This is a genomic window from Rhodovarius lipocyclicus (genome assembly GCF_009900765.1).
Taxonomy (GTDB): domain Bacteria; phylum Pseudomonadota; class Alphaproteobacteria; order Acetobacterales; family Acetobacteraceae; genus Rhodovarius; species Rhodovarius lipocyclicus.
In genome coordinates this window covers 18,020-34,565 of sequence record NZ_JAAABL010000038.1, presented here as the reverse complement: position 1 = coordinate 34,565, position 16,546 = coordinate 18,020, and the positions used below count along the sequence as shown (strand labels likewise).

The following is a 16,546-nucleotide window of genomic DNA, read 5'->3' as shown; positions in this document are numbered from 1 at the left end:
CTCAGCCGCGCCACCTTCCACTTGCACCTCAAGGAGTGCGAGTTCAGGTACAACAACAGAGCCAGGAACCTTACTCGCCTCCTGCTCAAACTCTGCCGGGATAACCCGCTCTCCTAGTCGAGACCCTATAATGAAAATGGCGCCCCACCTGCCAAGGTAAGGCGCCAATAAATGGGCTCAAAGGGTTGCTACAACCCTTTGCGGGGATGCAAGGGGCGGCGCCCCTTGCCGGGGGTCCAGGGGGGCGGAGCCCCTTGGCCTTACTCCGCCACCAGCACGCTCACGGCCGCCTGGCACGCGATCCCTTCTTCCCGCCCGGTGAAGCCCAGCTTTTCGCTGGTCGTGGCTTTCACTCCGATCCGTCCGATCTCCACCCCCAGCAGTTCCGCCAGCCTGGCGCGCATGGTTTCCACATGCGGGCGGATCTTGGGGCGTTCGCAGATCAGCGTGACGTCCGCGTTGATCAGCCGGCCGCCGCGGGCCTTGATGCGTTCGGCGGCGTGGACCAGGAATTGCGCGCTGTCGGCGTTCTTCCACTTCATTTCGCTGGGCGGGAAATGGGCGCCGATATCGCCCTCGCCCAGCGCGCCGTAGATGGCGTCGCACAGGGCATGGATGCCCACATCGGCGTCGGAGTGGCCATCGAGGCCCAGCGTGTGGGGCACGGTGATGCCGCACAGCACCAGCGGCCGGTTCGGCACCAGGCGGTGCACGTCATAACCGGTGCCGACGCGCGGCAGCAAAAGCGGGGCGGGGAGGGTCACGCGGGTCAAATCCTCGGGCCAGGTGATTTTGATGTTGCTCTCGGCGCCGGGCACCAGTGCCACGGACAGGCCGATGCGTTCCAGCAGCTCGGCGTCGTCGGTGCCTTCCTCGCCGGTGGCATGGGCGGCCTGCAGGGTGGCGAGGCGGAAGGCCTGGGGCGTCTGCGCGCGGAACAGGCCGGCGCGGGGGACGGTCGCGGCGATGGTGCCGTCCTGCCCGCGCTTCAGCGTGTCCGAGACGGGTTGAGCCGGGATGGCGCCGGGGTGGGTTTCCAGCGCGGCCAGCAGATGGGCCACGGTGCCGGGGGGCACTACGGGGCGGGCGGCGTCGTGCACCAGCACCGCATCGGGCGCGCGGGCGGTGACGGCGGCCAGGCCGGCGCGCACCGACTCGGCGCGGGTGGCCCCGCCGGGCACGGGCGGCAGGGCGGGCAGCCCTTCCAGCATGGCGGCCACCCGGGCCTCGTCGCCCGCCGGCACCACGGGCTGGATGGCGTGCACCAGCCCCTCGGCCAGCAGGGCCTCGGCCGCGTGGCGCAGCACGGGGCGCCCCGCCAGAAGCAGGTACTGCTTGGGCTCCGGCGCGCCGAAGCGCGTGCCCTGCCCGCCGGCCATCAGAAGAGCGACAACATCCATGGCGCCTCGCATAGCCCAAAGTGATGGCTTGGGGTATGGGTGGGCAGCACAGCCGGGCCGTGTGGCGCGAAGCCCCGGGAAAGCCCGCATCGCCGCCGAAAGCCCAGGCGCGCCATTTCAGCATATTGCCCATTTTGCGCGCATTTGGTATGGCTGCCCACATGTTGTGCAGCGAAACGCCCCCCGCAGCGCCTCCCGGTGAGATGTCAGCCCCAAGGAATCCGCCGGTTTCCGCGCGGTCTCCGGCGCCGCTGAAGCCGATTTCGCTCGCCCCCGGCGTGACGATCGAGACGCCCGTGATCCTCGCCCCGATGTCGGGCGTGACGGACCTGCCCTTCCGCCGCATCGCGCGGGAATTGGGCACCGGCCTCGTCGTGTCGGAGATGATCGCGAGCCAGGCCATGGTGCGCGAAAACCGCCAGACCCTGATGATGGCCGAGGTCGAGGGGCATGGCGCCCCTTCCTCCGTGCAGCTCGCGGGTTGCGAGCCCGCCGTGATGGCGGAGGCCGCGAAGCTGGCCGCCGGCCGGGGGGCCGCCATCGTCGACATCAATTTCGGCTGCCCGGTGAAGAAGGTGGCGATCGGCCAGATGGCCGGCTCCGCCCTGATGCGCGACGAGGTGAAGGCCGCGCGCATCCTGGAGGCCACCGTGAAGGCCGTCTCGGTGCCCGTGACGCTGAAGATGCGCATGGGCTGGGACCATCAGAACCTGAACGCCCCCACCCTGGCGCGCATCGCGCGGGAATGCGGCATCCGGATGATCACCATCCATGGCCGCACCCGCCAGCAGCTGTACACCGGCACCGCCAACTGGGATTTCATCGCGGAGGTGAAGGCCGCGGTGGACCTGCCCGTCATCGCCAACGGCGACATCACCACGGTGCAGGACGCGGCCGAGGCCCTGGCCCGCTCCAACGCCGACGGCGTGATGATCGGGCGCGGCTGCTATGGCCGGCCCTGGTTCCCGCGCCAGGTGGCGCACTACCTGGCCACCGGCGAGATCCTGCCCGACCCGTCATTGGCCGAGCAATACGCCATCATGCTGGGCCACTGGCGCGCCATGCTGGCCCAGTACGGCGTGCCCGGCGGCGTGCGCATGGCCCGCAAGCATCTGGCCTGGTATTCCAAGGGCCTGCCCGGCAGCGCGGAATTCCGCTCCGCCATCAACACGGTGGATGTTCCCGCCGAAGCCGAGGCCATGATGGAACGCTTCTACCGCCCCTTGATCGACATGCCCCCCGAGAGGCTGGCGGCGTGAGCGGGCGGCTCGCCAGCCTCGCCCGCCGGGTGCTGCCGCAGCGCGGCACCGGCCCCCAGATGGAAGGCGGAGACATGCCGCCCCCCGACCCCGCCGCCATCCTGTCCGCCCTGCCCATGGCCACCGTGGTGCTGGATGGGCAGGACCGCTTCCGCTTCGTGAACCACGCGGCCGAGCAGTTCTTCCAGCTTTCCGCCGCTAACATGGTCGGCATGGAGCTGGCGGAATTCCTGCCGCGCGACAGCCGCCTGTTCGCCGTGCTGCGCCAGGTGCGCGCGCAGGACGCACCGGTGGCCGACCATGAGCTGACGCTGGACAGCCCCCGCTTGCACCGCAGCGGCCTGTCCATCCAAGCCGCCCCCTTCAGCGACATCCCCGACGCCGTGGTGCTGACCCTGACGGACAGCAGCAAGGCGCAGATGCTGGACCGGCAGCTGAACTTCCTGGGTGCGGCGCGCGGCGCCACCGCCATGGCCTCCATGCTGGCGCATGAGATCAAGAACCCGCTCTCCGGCATCCGCGGCGCTGCCCAGCTGCTGGAACAATCCGCCAGCGAGGCGGACCGCGAGCTGACCACGCTGATCCAGGAGGAGACGGACCGCATCCGCAACCTGGTGGACCGGATGGACATGTTCTCCGACCGGCCGCTGGAGCGCGAGGCGGTGAACATCCACCGCGTGCTGGACCATGTGAAGCGCATCGCGCAGTCGGGTTTCGCGGCGCACCTGCGCTTCATCGAGGAATACGACCCATCCCTGCCCCCGGTCTGGGGCAACCGCGACCAGCTGATCCAGATCCTGCTGAACCTGGTGAAGAACGCGGCCGAGGCCGTTTCCACCGGCGGGCACAGTGGCGCGGTGGGCGAAATCCACCTGGTTACCGCCTATCACCACGGCCTGCGCATCGCGGTCCCCGGCACGCAGGAGCGCGTGCACCTGCCCTTGCAGATCATCGTGCGCGACAATGGCCCGGGCATCCCGGAGAACCTGCGCTCCTCCCTGTTCGAGCCCTTCATCACCACCAAGCGCGGGGGCCAGGGCCTCGGCCTCGCGCTGGTGGCCAAGCTGGTGGCAAATCACGGGGGGCTCATCGAATGCGAGAGCCGTCCGGGCCGTACTTCCTTCCGCCTGTCCATGCCCGTGCCTCCCCCGGGCGAAATTCCTGCCGGTGACATCGAATGAGCGAAACGACCACGCGTTCCATCCTGATCGCGGACGACGACCGCGCCATCCGCACGGTGCTGTCGCAGGCACTGTCGCGCGCCGGCTACACGGTGCGCGCCACCTCCTCCGCCTCCACGCTGTGGCGCTGGGTGGAGGATGGCGAGGGCGACCTGGTGATCACCGATGTGGTGATGCCGGATGAGAACGGGCTGGACCTGCTGCCACGCATCAAGCGCGTGCGCCCGGAATTGCGGGTGCTGGTCATGAGCGCGCAATCCACCTTCACCACCGCGGTGAAGGCGGCCCAGCGCGGCGCCTTCGAATACCTGCCCAAGCCCTTCGACCTGAAGGAGCTGCTGGCGGTGGTGGAGCGCGCCCTGGCCAAGCCCGCCGAGGCGCTGCCGGAGGAACCCTCCGACGGGTCCGTGCCGGAAAAGCTGCCCCTGATCGGCCGCAGCCCGGCGATGCAGGAGATCTACCGCACCGTCGCCCGCCTCACGACCACCGACCTGACGGTGATGATCACGGGCGAGAGCGGCACCGGCAAGGAGCTGGTGGCGCGTGCCCTGCACGATTACGGCAAGCGCCGGCAGGGGCCTTTCGTGGCCATCAACATGGCCGCCATCCCGCGTGAGCTGATCGAGAGCGAGCTGTTCGGCCATGAGCGCGGCGCCTTCACCGGCGCGCTGACGCGCGGCGTGGGCCGTTTCGAGCAGGCCGCCGGCGGCACCCTGTTCCTGGACGAGATCGGCGACATGCCGCCCGAGGCCCAGACCCGCCTGCTGCGCGTGCTGCAGGAGGGCGAGTTCACCACCGTCGGCGGCCGCACCCCCATCAAGGCCAATGTCCGCATCGTGGCGGCCACCCACCGGGACCTGCGCGCCTCCATCCGCGGCGGGCTGTTCCGCGAGGACCTGTTCTACCGCCTGAACGTGGTGCCCATCCGCCTGCCGCCTCTGCGTGAGCGCGTGGAGGACATCCCCCTGCTCGCGCGCCACTTCCTCGACCGCGCCAAGGCTTCCGGCCTGCCGCTGAAGCAGCTGTCGCCGAGCGCGATCGAGCGGCTGAAGCGCCATGGCTGGCCCGGCAATGCGCGTGAGCTGGAGAACCTGATGCGCCGCCTGGCGGCGCTCTACCCGCAGGAATCGCTGGACGAGGCGCAGGTCGGCGCCGAGCTGGCCGAGGCCGAAGTCGCCCCGGACGGCGCCCCCCGCAGCCAGGAAACCCTGGAGCAGGCGGTGGAACGCCACCTGAAGGCCTTCGTCGCCGCCCACAAGGATGGCGTGCCGGTGCGCGACCTGCATGAGCGCGTGATGGCCGAGGTGGAGCGCCCGCTGCTGCGCCTGGCGCTGTCCGCCACAAGGGGCAACCAGATCAAGGCCGCCTCCATGCTCGGGCTGAACCGCAACACGCTGCGCAAGAAGCTGCGGGAGCTGGATCTGCCCGTGGTGCGCGGCATCAGCTGATGGCCGGTCCCCTGGTCTCGGGCGCCCCGGCCACTGGTACGGCTGGCGCCGAGCCAGGGGCCGTGCCGCCCGTCGCGTCCCCCCGCCGCCGCAGCCTGCTGCGCCGGATCTCGGATACGCTGCTGGGCAAGTTCGTCACCCTCAGCCTGGCGCTGGGCGCCCTGGCCATGGGTGTCGCCACCTTCGTGGTGCTGGCCGATGGCAGCCCCTTCGGCACGTCGCGCCCCGGCATGGTGGTGGCGCTGGCCTTCGGCAACATCGCGCTGATCCTGCTGCTGTTCATCGCGCTGGCCGGGCGGCTGGTGCGGGTGTGGGCGGAACGGCGGCGGGGCTATGCGGGCTCCCGCCTGCACACGCGGCTGGTGCTGCTGTTCGCGGGCGTGGCGGTCGTGCCGTCCATGCTGATGGCGGGCTTCGCCGCGCTGTTCTTCAACCTGGGCGTCGAGAGCTGGTTCAGCGACCGCGTGCGCACGGCGCTGGAGGCCTCGCTCGCCGCGTCCCGCGCCTATCTGGCCGAGCACCAGCAGAACATCCGCGCCGATGCGCTGGCCATGGCCAACGACCTGAACCGCGCCGTGGTGCTGCTGCCGGACCAGTCCCTGACCTTCGCCCGCGTGCTGGCCAACCAGGCCGGGGTGCGCGGCCTGACGGAGGCCGTGGTGTTCGAGCCGGTGCTGGGCCGCGTCGTGGCCCATGCGGGCATCTCCACCTCCTTCCTGCTGGACCCGCCGCCGCCCTGGGCGGTGGAGGACGCGCAGCGCGGAGAGGTCGCGGTGCTGACCGGCGACGAGAACGACCGCGCCCGCGCGCTGATCGCGCTCGCCCCCTCCACCGGGTTGCTGCTGATGATCGGCCGGCCGGTGGACCCGCAGGTGATCGAGCACATGCGCCGCACGGAAAGCGCGGTGGAGGCTTATCAGAACCTCGACCGCAACCGCGAGGGGCTGCAGATCACCTTCGTGATGATCTTCGCCATCGCGGCGCTGCTGGTGCTGCTGGCGGCGATCCTGATCGGCCTCGTGCTGGCCAACCAGCTGGCGCGCCCGATCGGCAAGCTGATCCATGCCGCCGAGCGCGTGCGCTCGGGCGACCTGTCGGTGCGGGTCGAGGAAGGCACGACGGATGACGAGGTGCAGACCCTCTCGCGCGCCTTCAACCGCATGACCAACCAGTTGGCGGCCCAGCGCAATGAGCTGATGGAGGCCTATCGCCAGAACGACGAGCGCCGGCGCTTCACCGAGGGCGTGCTGGGCGGGGTGTCGGCCGGGGTGATCGGGCTTGACGCCGATGGCTCCATCCACCTGCCCAACCGGCGGTCGAGCGAGCTGCTGGGCATCGACCTGGATGCCGAGGTGGGCCACAGCCTGGACGCGGTGCTGCCGGAATTCGCGGAGCTGTTCGCCCAGGCCCGGCGCGGCCGCGGCACCGCCACCGCCGAGATCCGCCTGGGCGCGCCCGGCGAGCGCCGCACCCTGCTCGCCCGCATCTCGGCCGAGACGGAGGAGGAGGGGGTGAGCGGCGGTTACGTGCTGACCTTCGACGACATCACGGCCCTCGTCACCGCGCAGCGCCAGGCGGCCTGGGCCGATGTGGCCCGCCGCATCGCGCATGAGATCAAGAACCCGCTGACCCCGATCCAGCTGTCGGCCGAGCGCCTGAAGCGCCGCTACCTGAAGCAGATCCATGAGGACCCCGAGACCTTCACCCAATGCACGGACACCATCGTGCGCCAGGTGGGCGATATCGGGCGGATGGTGGACGAGTTCTCGGCCTTCGCGCGGATGCCCCAGCCGGTGATCCGCCCAGAGCCGCTGCGCCGCATCGCCGAGGAAGCGCTGGTGCTGCCGCGGGAGGCGCACCAGCACATCCGCTACCGGCTGAGCGCGCCGGAGGAGCCCATCATGGCCCCCTGCGACCGGCGGCTGATCGGCCAGGCGCTGGCCAACCTGCTCTCCAACGCGGCGGACGCCATCGCCATGAGGGAGGGAGAGGGCCACATCGCCCTCGATGTCGCGCGGCAGGGGGATTGGGCCGTGATCTCCGTCACCGATGACGGCATCGGCCTGCCGGGCGGGGAGGAACGCGACCGGCTGACCGAGCCCTATGTGACGCACAAGGTGAAGGGCACGGGGCTCGGTCTCGCGATCGTGAAGAAGATCATGGAGGACCATGGCGGGCGGCTGGTGATCGAGGACGCGCCCCCGGGCCCCGACGGCACCGCGCACGGTGCCCGGGTTTCGCTGGTGCTGCCCTGGCGCGCGGCCGGGGATCATGCGATGGAGGGTGCGCCCGGGGCGGATGCCCAGGGATGATGGAACGGGTGATGAGCAGGGAGCTGAAGAGGGGCATTTGGGATGGCGCATGACATCCTGATCGTGGACGACGAGCCGGACAACCGCGCTCTGATCCAAGGGATCCTCTCCGACGAGGGCTACGACACCCGCGAAGCCGGCAACAGCGATCAGGCGCTGGCGGCCTTCCGCGCGCGGCGCCCCTCCATGGTGATTCTCGACATCTGGCTGCAGGGATCGAAGCTCGACGGGCTCGGCATCCTCAAGGCCATGGTGCGCGAGGAGCCCGAGATGCCCTGCGTCATGATCTCCGGCCACGGCACGATCGAGACGGCGGTGCAGGCCATCCAGCTCGGCGCCTATGACTTCATCGAGAAGCCCTTCAAGACCGACCGGCTGCTGCTGATCGTCGCCCGCGCGCTGGAAGCCGCCAAGCTGCGGCGCGAGGTGAGCGAGCTGCGCATGCGCGCCGGTGCCGAGAACGAGCTGGTGGGCGCCTCGGCGCAGGTGGGCCAGCTGCGCGCGGCGGTGGAGCGCGTGGCGCCGACCGGTTCGCGCGTGCTGATCTCGGGCCCCGCGGGTGCCGGCAAGGAGGTGGTGGCGCGGATGATCCATGCCCGCTCCCGCCGGAACGATGCCCCCTTCGTGGCGCTGAACTGCGCCACCATGAACCCCGCCCGCATCGAGGAAGAGCTGTTCGGCCTGGAGGCCACGGGCGACACCCCCCGCCGCCCCGGCCTGCTGGAACGCGCCCATAACGGCACCCTGCTGCTGGACGAGGTGGCGGACATGCCGCTGGAAACCCAGGGCAAGATCGTGCGCGTGCTGCAGGACCAGGGCTTCATGCGCGTGGGCGGCTCGTCGCGCATCAATGTGGATGTGCGGGTGCTGGCCACCACCAACCGCGATCTGCAGACGGAAATCCAGGCCGGGCGCTTCCGCGAGGATTTGTTCTACCGCTTGGCCGTGGTGCCCCTCCGCGTGCCCGCCCTGCGGGAGCGGCGGGAGGACATCCCGGCGCTGGCCCGCCACTTCATGGCCCGCAGCAGCGAGACCAGCGGCATGCCGGTGCGCGAGATCGGCGACGATGCCATGGCCGCGCTGCAAAGCTATGAATGGCCGGGCAATGTGCGCCAGCTGCGCAACCTGGTGGACTGGCTGCTGATCATGGCCCCCGGTGAGGCCGGTTCCGCCATCCGGTCGGAGATGCTGCCGCCCGAGGTGGGCTCCGCCGCCCCGGCCATGCTGAAGCTGGACCGCAGCAGCGAGATCATGACCCTGCCCCTGCGCGACGCGCGGGAGCTGTTCGAGCGCCAGTATCTGGAAGCCCAACTGCTGCGCTTCGGCGGCAATATCAGCCGCACCGCCACCTTTGTCGGCATGGAGCGCAGCGCGCTGCACCGCAAGCTGAAGTTCCTGGGCGTGCACGCGGATGAGCGGGGGGCCTGATGGCACCCGCAGCGATCGTTTTCGACTGGGACAACACGCTGGCCGATGGCTGGCTGGCGATCCAGGCCGGGCTGAACGCGGCCTTCCGGCATTTCGCCCTGCCCGAATGGTCGATGGAGCAGGTGCTGGCCAACACCCGCAAATCCATGCGCGAAAGCTTCCCCGCCCTGTTCGGCGAACGCTGGGAAGAAGCGCGGGAGCTGTTCATGGCCGCCGTCCGCGCCGAGCACCTGGCCGTGCTGCGCCCCCTGCCCGGCACGGCGGCGATGCTGGGGGTGGCGGCCACCGTCGCCCCGCTGGGCGTCGTGTCCAACAAGCAAGGGCCGCTGCTGCGGGCGGAGGTCGCGCATCTGGGCTGGGGCGGCTTCTTCCGCCAGACGCTGGGCGCGGGCGATGCCGTGCGCGACAAGCCCGACCCCACCGCGATCTTCACCGTGCTGGAAGCCTGCGGCGTGCGGCCCAGCCCCGAAGCCTGGTATGTCGGCGATACCGCCCTGGACATGCAGGCCGCGCGGAACGCCGGATTGACCGCGGTGCTTCTGGGGGATGCAGCCCATGACGGCGGCGTGGGCGCCTGCAACCCGGATATGCATTTCGCAGATGCGAAGACGCTTGCGGAGTATCTCGGCTCGGCCGAAATTAGATGATGCCGGTCCAGGATTTCAAAGGACCGGTTGGAGAGCCACGACCGGGAGATCACGCCCGGACCATGCCAGCCGCACGGCCCGTCCCGGGTTTTCGCGGCACCGGTGTGGCCCGGTTTTGGGATTCGCCCGGCAACAAGAACGAAGGGAGGCCGTGATGGCCGCCGAAAAATCCCAGAACGTGCAGGACGTGTTCCTGAACCATGTTCGTAAATCAAAAACTCCGGTGACGGTGTTCCTGATCAATGGCGTGAAGCTGCAGGGCATCATTACGTGGTTTGACAATTTCTCCGTGCTGCTGCGCCGCGATGGGCACACCCAGCTGGTCTATAAGCACGCCATCAGCACTGTGATGCCCGGCGCGCCGATCATGCTGTTCGACCCCGTGGCCGCCGGCCAGGCCGCGCCGCCGCCGGCCAGCATGGGCACGGAAGCCGGTGAGGGCGCGGCGCCACGCCGTTCCACCCTGACCATTACCCCGAGGGAACCTTCTCCTGGCACAGCTGACTGAGACCGGCGCGCCGCCCACCAGGGCGGCCGTCATCCTGCCCTATCACCGCCCCGCCCAGCCTTCGGGCGTGGTGGAATTCAACCCCGGCGCCGTGCGCGCCGCGGAGGCACGGCTGGCGGAGGCGGTGGGGCTTGCCGCCTCCATCGGCGTGACCATCGTCCATTCCGCCATCCATCCCCTGCGCGAACGCCGCCCCTCCACCCTGATGGGCGAAGGCCAGGTGGAGGCCGCCCGCCAGGCGATGGAGGACCAGGAGGTGGAGCTGGTGGTGGTGGATGCCGCCCTCACCCCCGTGCAGCAGCGCAATCTGGAGCGCGCCTGGGGTGCGAAGGTCATCGACCGCACCGGCCTGATCCTGGAAATCTTCGGTGAGCGCGCCCGCACCCGCGAAGGCGTGCTGCAGGTGGAACTCGCGCATCTGTCCTATCAGCGCACGCGCCTCGTGCGGTCCTGGACCCACCTGGAGCGCCAGCGCGGCGGCTTCGGCTTCCTGGGCGGCCCCGGCGAATCTCAGCTGGAAATCGACCGCCGGCTGATCGACGACCGCATCATCCGCCTGAAGAAGGAGCTGGAGCAGGTGCGCCGCACCCGCGGCCTGCACCGCAAGGCGCGGGAGAAGGTGCCGTTCCCGGTGGTCGCCCTCGTCGGCTACACCAATGCCGGCAAATCCACCCTGTTCAACGCGCTGACCGGGGCCGGCGTCTATGCCGAGAACCAGCTCTTCGCGACGCTCGACCCCACCATGCGGCAGATCCGCCTGCCCTCCGGCCGCACCGCGATCCTGAGCGACACGGTGGGCTTCATCAGCGAATTGCCGACGCAGCTGGTCGAGGCCTTCCGCGCGACGCTGGAGGAGGTGGCGGCCGCCGACATCATCCTGCATGTGCGCGACGCCGCCCACCCGGACAGCGCCGCCCAGCGCGCCGATGTGCTGAAGGTGCTGTCGGAAATGTCCGAGGGCCCCGATGCCGCGCTGGATGAGGATTGGCAGTCCCGCGTGCTGGAGGTGCTGAACAAGGCCGACCTGCTGCCGGGGCGCGAACTGCCGGGCATCGCCGTCTCCGCCCTGAACGAGGAAGGGCTGGACACGCTGCTGGCCATCATCGACCAGCGGCTGTCGGCCAGCGAGCATGTGGAAGAATTCCGCATCCAGGCCGGCGACGGCGCCCGCATCGCCTGGCTGCACCGCCATGCGGAGGTGCTGTCCACCGAGGCGGAGGAGGATGTGCTGGTGATCCGGGTGCGGATCTCCGAAGCCGCCCGGTCGCGCTTCCTGCGGATTCCTCCGGCGGGGGAGGAGCCGCCGCACGGCTCCGCCAACGACCCGTGAGGATCGGCCATCGCCAGCAGATGGAGGTCTCGGGCCTGCTGCGCCAGGCCGCCGCGGCCGAGATCATGCCCCGCTTCCGCCGCCTGGCGCCGGAGGCGATCCGCGCCAAATCCGGCCCGCTGGACCTGGTGACGGATGCCGATGAGGCGGCCGAGCAGCTCATCGCCGAGGGCCTGTCGCGCCTGTTCCCCGGCTGCCTGGTGGTCGGCGAGGAAGCCTGCGCGGCCGACCCCGCCCTGCTGGGCCGCATGGCCGGTGTGCCGCTGGCCTTCGTGGTGGACCCGGTGGATGGCACCGCCAATTTCGCCGGCGGCCTGCCGCTGTTCGGCGTAATGGTCGCCGCCATCAGCGATGGCGAGATCACCGGCAGCTGGATCCTGGACCCGGTGACGGGCGACATGGCCATGGCCCTGCGCGGCGACGGCGCCTTCGCCGAGGCCGCGGACGGCACCCGGCGCGATCTGCGCGTGGCCGCCCCGGTGCCGATGGCGGAGATGGTCGCCGCCGTCTCCTGGGGTTACATGGCGCCGGACCGCAAGGCCCGGGTGCTGCCACGCCTGGCGGGGCTCGGCGGCACGCAGAACCTGCGCTGCGCCGCGCATGAATGGCGGCAGGCCGCGGCGGGGCACCTGCACCTGCTGGTCTACAACCGCCTGATGCCCTGGGACCACGCGCCGGGCTGGCTGCTGCACCAGGAGGCCGGAGGCTACTCCGCGCGCTTCGACGGCAGCGCCTATACGCCGCTGGAGAGCACAGGCGGCGTGGTGGCCACGCCGGACCGCGCCAGCTGGGAAGCGGCCATGGAGGCGCTGGCGATCAGCCCCGGCTGATGAAGATGGCGCCTCGGGGGCTTTGCCCCCGAACCCCTACCAAGGGCTCTGCCCTTGGAACCCGCCAAAGGCCGAAAGGCCCTTGGAACCCAGGAATTGGTGCTTCACCCCAGCAGACGGGACACCATTTTCATGATAAAAATCAATAGGAAACACCTTCCTAAGGTGTAGCGCCAAACTGCTCTAGGTCCAGGACCGAGCACGGTCCCTGGGGTGTGGGGCTTCGCCCCACGGCTTGGGCGGGGTCCAGGGGCGGCGCCCCTGGGGGCGAAGCCCCTGAGCGCCGCCTTTCACGCCAACGGTCGGCTTCTCTCGGTATAAGGTGCGCTCATGACAGGCATCCAGGCTTCCGTCAGCCGTTACGAGGACTGGCTGCGCACCCGCATCGGGGCGGATTTCGTCGAGGCCGACCTGCAGGCCAAGCACCGCAAGATGCGCGGCGATGCCTTCGCCTTCCTGCGCGCCACCTATTGGCGCTGGGCGGAGACCATTCTCGGCCTATGCCCCGGTCTGGCCGATGCCGCCCCGGTGCTGGCGATCGGCGACATCCATCTGGAGAATTTCGGCACCTGGCGGGACGATGAGGGCCGGCTGGTCTGGGGCGTGAACGATTTCGACGAGGCCGCCGTCATGCCCTGGCCGCTCGACCTGGTGCGGCTGGCCGCCAGCGCCCTGCTGGCGCGCGGCAAGGAAGGCCCCGCCGCGCAGGAGATCTGCGCCCCCATCCTGGAAGGCTTCGAGGCCGGGCTGGCCAGCCCCGCCCCCATCATCCTGGAGCGCGAGTGGAAATGGCTGCGCCAGGCCGTGCTGCTGCCGGAGTCCGAGCGCGCCGCCTTCTGGGCCAAGTTCGACGCGCTGCGCCCCAGCCCGCCCCCGCCCGCGCATGAAAAGGCGCTGCTGGAAGCCCTGCCCCCCGGCCATGCCACGCCCATCTTCGCCCCACGCACCGCGGGCACCGGCAGCCTGGGCCGGCCGCGTTTCGTGGCGCGCGCGGAGTGGCGGGGCGGCCCGGTGCTGCGGGAATCCAAGGCGCTGGTGCCCTCGGGCTGGTGCCTGGCCCAGGCACCGGCGGACAGCACGATCCGAGCCGATGCCGTGGCCACCGGCCGCTTCCGCGCCCCCGATCCGCATTACCGGCTGATGGAGGGCAGCATCATCACCCGCCGCCTGTCGCCCAACAGCCGCAAGATCGAGGTGCGGAACGCCGCCGCCGAATTGCTGAGCCCGGAGATGCTGCGGGCGATGGGCCAGGAGATCGCGAATTGCCAGGCGGGCGATGCCGCCCGCTGGCCCGGCGTGCGGGAGGATCTGCGGACCCGCCCCAAGGGCTGGCTGCATCAGGCCGCGAAGGCCGCCGCCCAGGCCGTGGAACGCGAGCAGAAGGAATTCGCGGGGACCTGATGGCCGGTGGGGGCGCCATCGTCAGGGGCTTCGCCCCCGACACCCCCGCCCAAGCCGTGGGGCGAAGCCCCACACCCCTGGGACCGTGCTCGGTCCTGGACCTAGATCAGTTTGGCGCTGACCTTGGGAAGGTGTTTCCTGTTGAATTTTATCATGAAAATGGTGGCCCGCCTGCCAGGATGAAGCGCCAATTCCTGGGTTTCAAGGGCCTTTCGGCCTTTGGCGGGGAGCCGAGGGGCAGAGCCCCTCGGTAGGGGTCTCGGGGGCAACGCCCCTGAGGCTACACCCGCAAAGCTCAGGCGCGTTCCACGCACATGGCCACGCCCATGCCGCCGCCGATGCACAGCGTCGCCAGGCCTTTCTTCGCGTCCCGGCGCTGCATCTCGTACAGCAGCGTGGTCAGCACCCGCGCGCCGGAGGCCCCGATCGGGTGCCCCAGCGCGATGGCGCCGCCGTTCACGTTCACCTTGCTGGTGTCCCAGCCCAGATCCTTGTTCACCGCGATGGCCTGGGCGGCGAAGGCCTCATTGGCTTCGATCAGGTCGAGGTCCGCCACGGTCCAGCCGGCCTTTTCCAGCGCCTTGCGGCTGGCCGGGATGGGGCCGGTGCCCATGATGGCGGGGTCCACGCCGGCCGTCGCCCAGCTGACGATCTTCGCCAGCGGGGTGATGCCGCGCTTCTTCGCCTCATCCGCGCTCATCACCACCAGGGCCGCGGCACCGTCATTGATGCCGGAGGCATTGCCCGCCGTCACCGTGCCGTCCTTGGAAAAGGCGGGGCGCAGCTTGGCCAGGGTTTCCGCCGTGGTGTCCGGGCGGGGGTATTCGTCGGCCTCCACCACCATATCGCCCTTGCGGGTCTTGATGGTGATGGGGGTGATCTCGTCCTTGAAGCGGCCGGCCTTCTGGGCCTCGCCCGCCTTGCGCTGGCTGCCGGCGGCGAATTCGTCCTGCTCCGCGCGGCTGATCTGGTATTTCTGCGCCACGTTCTCGGCGGTGTTGCCCATGTGATAGCCGTGGAAGGCATCCCACAGCCCGTCCTTCAGCATGGTGTCCACCATCTCCAGGCTGCCCATCTTGGTGCCGGCGCGCATCTGCGCGGCGTGCGGGGCCTGGGTCATGCTCTCCTGCCCGCCGGCGACCACGATGGTGGCATCGCCCGCCTGGATCTGCTGGGCGGCCAGCGCCACGGCCCGCAGGCCGGAGCCGCAGAGCTGGTTGATGCCGAAGGCCGTGGCCTCATGCGGGATGCCCGCGAAGACGGCGGCCTGGCGGGCGGGGTTCTGGCCCTCGCCGGCGGAGAGGATCTGGCCCAGGATCACCTCATCCACCTCGGAGGGCGCCACCCCGGCGCGGCTCAGCGCGGCCTGGATGGCCGCCTGGCCCAGCGTGTGGGCCGGCAGGCTGGCGAAGGCACCATTGAAGCTGCCGACCGGGGTACGGGCGGCGGAAGCGATCACGATTTCGGTCATGGGGGGCGTCTCCCTTCTGTGGCCCTTAATCTGCGCCGGGGCGCGCCCGGCGTCCAGCACCGCGCAGGTTGCGGAGGCGTGACGCGGGCCGCGGCCCGGCATCTCCATGCGTATTTCGTGAAATTCGACAGATAAACCGCTGTTCAGGAACGGTTTCATTGCCGCATAATCGTCCCCCATGAAACACCGCCTGCTGCTTCCCGCACTGGTCCTGATCCTGCTGGGCGCGGTGGGCGCCCTGGCCTATGGCAGGCTCTGGCGCCCCCTGCCCGTCCGGATCGCGGGTTTCGAGCAGGACGTGCCGGTGCGCGTCTTCGGCCTGGGCACGGTGGAGGCACAGGTGCTCTCCCGCGTCGCCTTCGAGGTCTCGGGCACGCTGGCCAGCGTCTCGGCCGACCATGGGGACGAGGTGCCGGCGGGTGCGGTGCTGGCCGCGCTGAACCCGGCCAGCCAGCAGGCCCGCGTGGCGCGCGCCGAAGCCACCCTGCAATCCGCCGAGGCCAGCATGCAGCGCGCCGAGGCCCAGCGCGAACGCGCCGAGGTCCAGCATGCCCAGCGCCTGTTGACCGCCCGCCGCCGGCGGGAGCTCGCCTCCCGCGGGGTCGGCACGCAGGAGGCCGCCGAGCTGGCCGAGACCGAGGCCAGCACCGCCGCCGCCGACCTGGCGGTGAACCGCGCCGACGCCGCCGTGGCCCGCGCCGCCATGGCCGATGCGCGCGCCAACATGCTGGCCGAGCGCACGGCGCTGGCCAAGCACACGCTGACCGCGCCCTTCGCCGCGCTGGTCATCGCCCGCCACAAGGAACCGGGCACCGCCCTCAACCCCGGCGAGGCGGTGTTCACCCTGATCGACCCCGCCACCGTCTGGGCCCTGGCCTATGTCGATGAAGGCCGCGCCGGCGGGCTCGCGGTGGGGCAGCCCGCGCTGGTCACGCTGCGCAGCCGCCCGGACGCGCCCATGCGGGCGGAGGTGGTGCGCATCGGGCTGGAGGCGGACCGCGTGACGGAAGAACGCCGCGTCTATCTGCGCTGCCGCGACTGCACCGGCCGCCCGGTGCTGGGCGAGCAGGCGGAGGTGCGGATCGAGACCGGCCGCCTGCCCCGCGCCCGCATCGTGCCGGAAACCGCGGTGCATGGCTTCGACGGCGCCAGCGGCACCGTCTGGGTGCTGCGCGACGGGCGGCTGGCGCGGCAGGCGGTGCGCTTCGCGGCCCGGCTGGCCGATGCGCGCCTCGCCATCACCGACGGGCTGCCGGATGACGTGCCGGTGGTGACCAACCCCGGCCCCGCCTTCCAGGAAGGCCGCGCCGCGCGGGTGGCGGCGCCGTGAC

The 16,546-nt window shown here is 70.6% G+C and carries 13 protein-coding genes and 1 pseudogene; 12 read left to right on the top strand and 2 right to left on the bottom strand.

Annotated elements, in window-relative coordinates; genetic code table 11:
- A pseudogene (locus tag GT007_RS22585) lies at positions 1-117 on the top strand (IS1595 family transposase); the annotation flags it as partial.
- A 143-nt stretch (positions 118-260) separates the two neighbouring features.
- Here GT007_RS22585 and GT007_RS18205 read toward each other — a convergent pair.
- The gene (locus GT007_RS18205) at positions 261-1,400 is read right to left on the bottom strand and encodes a bifunctional 2-C-methyl-D-erythritol 4-phosphate cytidylyltransferase/2-C-methyl-D-erythritol 2,4-cyclodiphosphate synthase (RefSeq protein WP_160123086.1); all 1,140 of its coding nucleotides are present in this window, start codon (positions 1,398-1,400) and stop codon (positions 261-263) included.
- Positions 1,401-1,603: 203 nt separating this feature from the next.
- Here GT007_RS18205 and dusB point away from each other — a divergent pair, with 203 nt between their 5' ends.
- From dusB to GT007_RS18155, 10 genes are all read left to right on the top strand, one after another.
- Positions 1,604-2,659 (top strand): tRNA dihydrouridine synthase DusB, encoded by a 1,056-nt coding sequence (gene dusB, locus GT007_RS18200; RefSeq protein WP_160123085.1) that lies wholly within the window; start codon positions 1,604-1,606, stop codon positions 2,657-2,659.
- On the top strand, positions 2,656-3,840 hold the full coding sequence (locus GT007_RS18195; RefSeq protein ID WP_408015560.1) for a two-component system sensor histidine kinase NtrB: 1,185 nt from the start codon (positions 2,656-2,658) through the stop codon (positions 3,838-3,840). Before dusB ends, GT007_RS18195 begins: the two co-directional genes overlap by 4 nt.
- Positions 3,837-5,288 carry a nitrogen regulation protein NR(I) gene (gene ntrC / locus GT007_RS18190; RefSeq protein WP_160123084.1) on the top strand — a complete coding sequence of 484 codons (1,452 nt, stop codon included), beginning with the start codon at positions 3,837-3,839 and terminating at the stop codon, positions 5,286-5,288. The genes GT007_RS18195 and ntrC overlap by 4 nt, the downstream gene beginning before the upstream one ends.
- Complete coding sequence (locus GT007_RS18185) at positions 5,288-7,600, top strand: sensor histidine kinase NtrY-like (RefSeq protein ID WP_160123083.1); 2,313 nt, start codon at positions 5,288-5,290, stop codon at positions 7,598-7,600. Before ntrC ends, GT007_RS18185 begins: the two co-directional genes overlap by 1 nt.
- A gap of 42 nt (positions 7,601-7,642) precedes the next feature.
- Positions 7,643-9,028: a nitrogen assimilation response regulator NtrX gene (gene ntrX / locus GT007_RS18180; RefSeq protein ID WP_160123082.1), complete on the top strand. Its 1,386-nt coding sequence runs from the start codon at positions 7,643-7,645 to the stop codon at positions 9,026-9,028.
- On the top strand, positions 9,028-9,675 hold the full coding sequence (locus GT007_RS18175) for an HAD family hydrolase (protein ID WP_160123081.1): 648 nt from the start codon (positions 9,028-9,030) through the stop codon (positions 9,673-9,675). The genes ntrX and GT007_RS18175 overlap by 1 nt, the downstream gene beginning before the upstream one ends.
- Before the next feature lie 154 nt (positions 9,676-9,829).
- Complete coding sequence (gene hfq, locus GT007_RS18170) at positions 9,830-10,183, top strand: RNA chaperone Hfq (protein ID WP_160123080.1); 354 nt, start codon at positions 9,830-9,832, stop codon at positions 10,181-10,183.
- The gene (gene hflX, locus GT007_RS18165) at positions 10,176-11,513 is read left to right on the top strand and encodes a GTPase HflX (protein WP_160123089.1); all 1,338 of its coding nucleotides are present in this window, start codon (positions 10,176-10,178) and stop codon (positions 11,511-11,513) included. Before hfq ends, hflX begins: the two co-directional genes overlap by 8 nt.
- A complete protein-coding gene (locus GT007_RS18160; RefSeq protein ID WP_408015559.1) occupies positions 11,510-12,343 on the top strand; it encodes an inositol monophosphatase family protein in 834 nt (277 codons plus the stop codon). Before hflX ends, GT007_RS18160 begins: the two co-directional genes overlap by 4 nt.
- A gap of 330 nt (positions 12,344-12,673) precedes the next feature.
- Positions 12,674-13,744 carry a DUF2252 family protein gene (locus GT007_RS18155; protein ID WP_160123079.1) on the top strand — a complete coding sequence of 357 codons (1,071 nt, stop codon included), beginning with the start codon at positions 12,674-12,676 and terminating at the stop codon, positions 13,742-13,744.
- A 295-nt stretch (positions 13,745-14,039) separates the two neighbouring features.
- Here GT007_RS18155 and GT007_RS18150 read toward each other — a convergent pair whose 3' ends face one another.
- Positions 14,040-15,215, bottom strand: coding sequence for an acetyl-CoA C-acetyltransferase (locus GT007_RS18150; RefSeq protein WP_160123078.1), 1,176 nt, complete (start codon positions 15,213-15,215; stop codon positions 14,040-14,042).
- A 178-nt stretch (positions 15,216-15,393) separates the two neighbouring features.
- On the opposite strand from GT007_RS18150, the gene GT007_RS18145 reads away from it, so the two are divergent.
- A complete protein-coding gene (locus GT007_RS18145; protein ID WP_160123077.1) occupies positions 15,394-16,545 on the top strand; it encodes an efflux RND transporter periplasmic adaptor subunit in 1,152 nt (383 codons plus the stop codon).
- The last annotated feature ends 1 nt before the right edge of the window (position 16,546 follow it).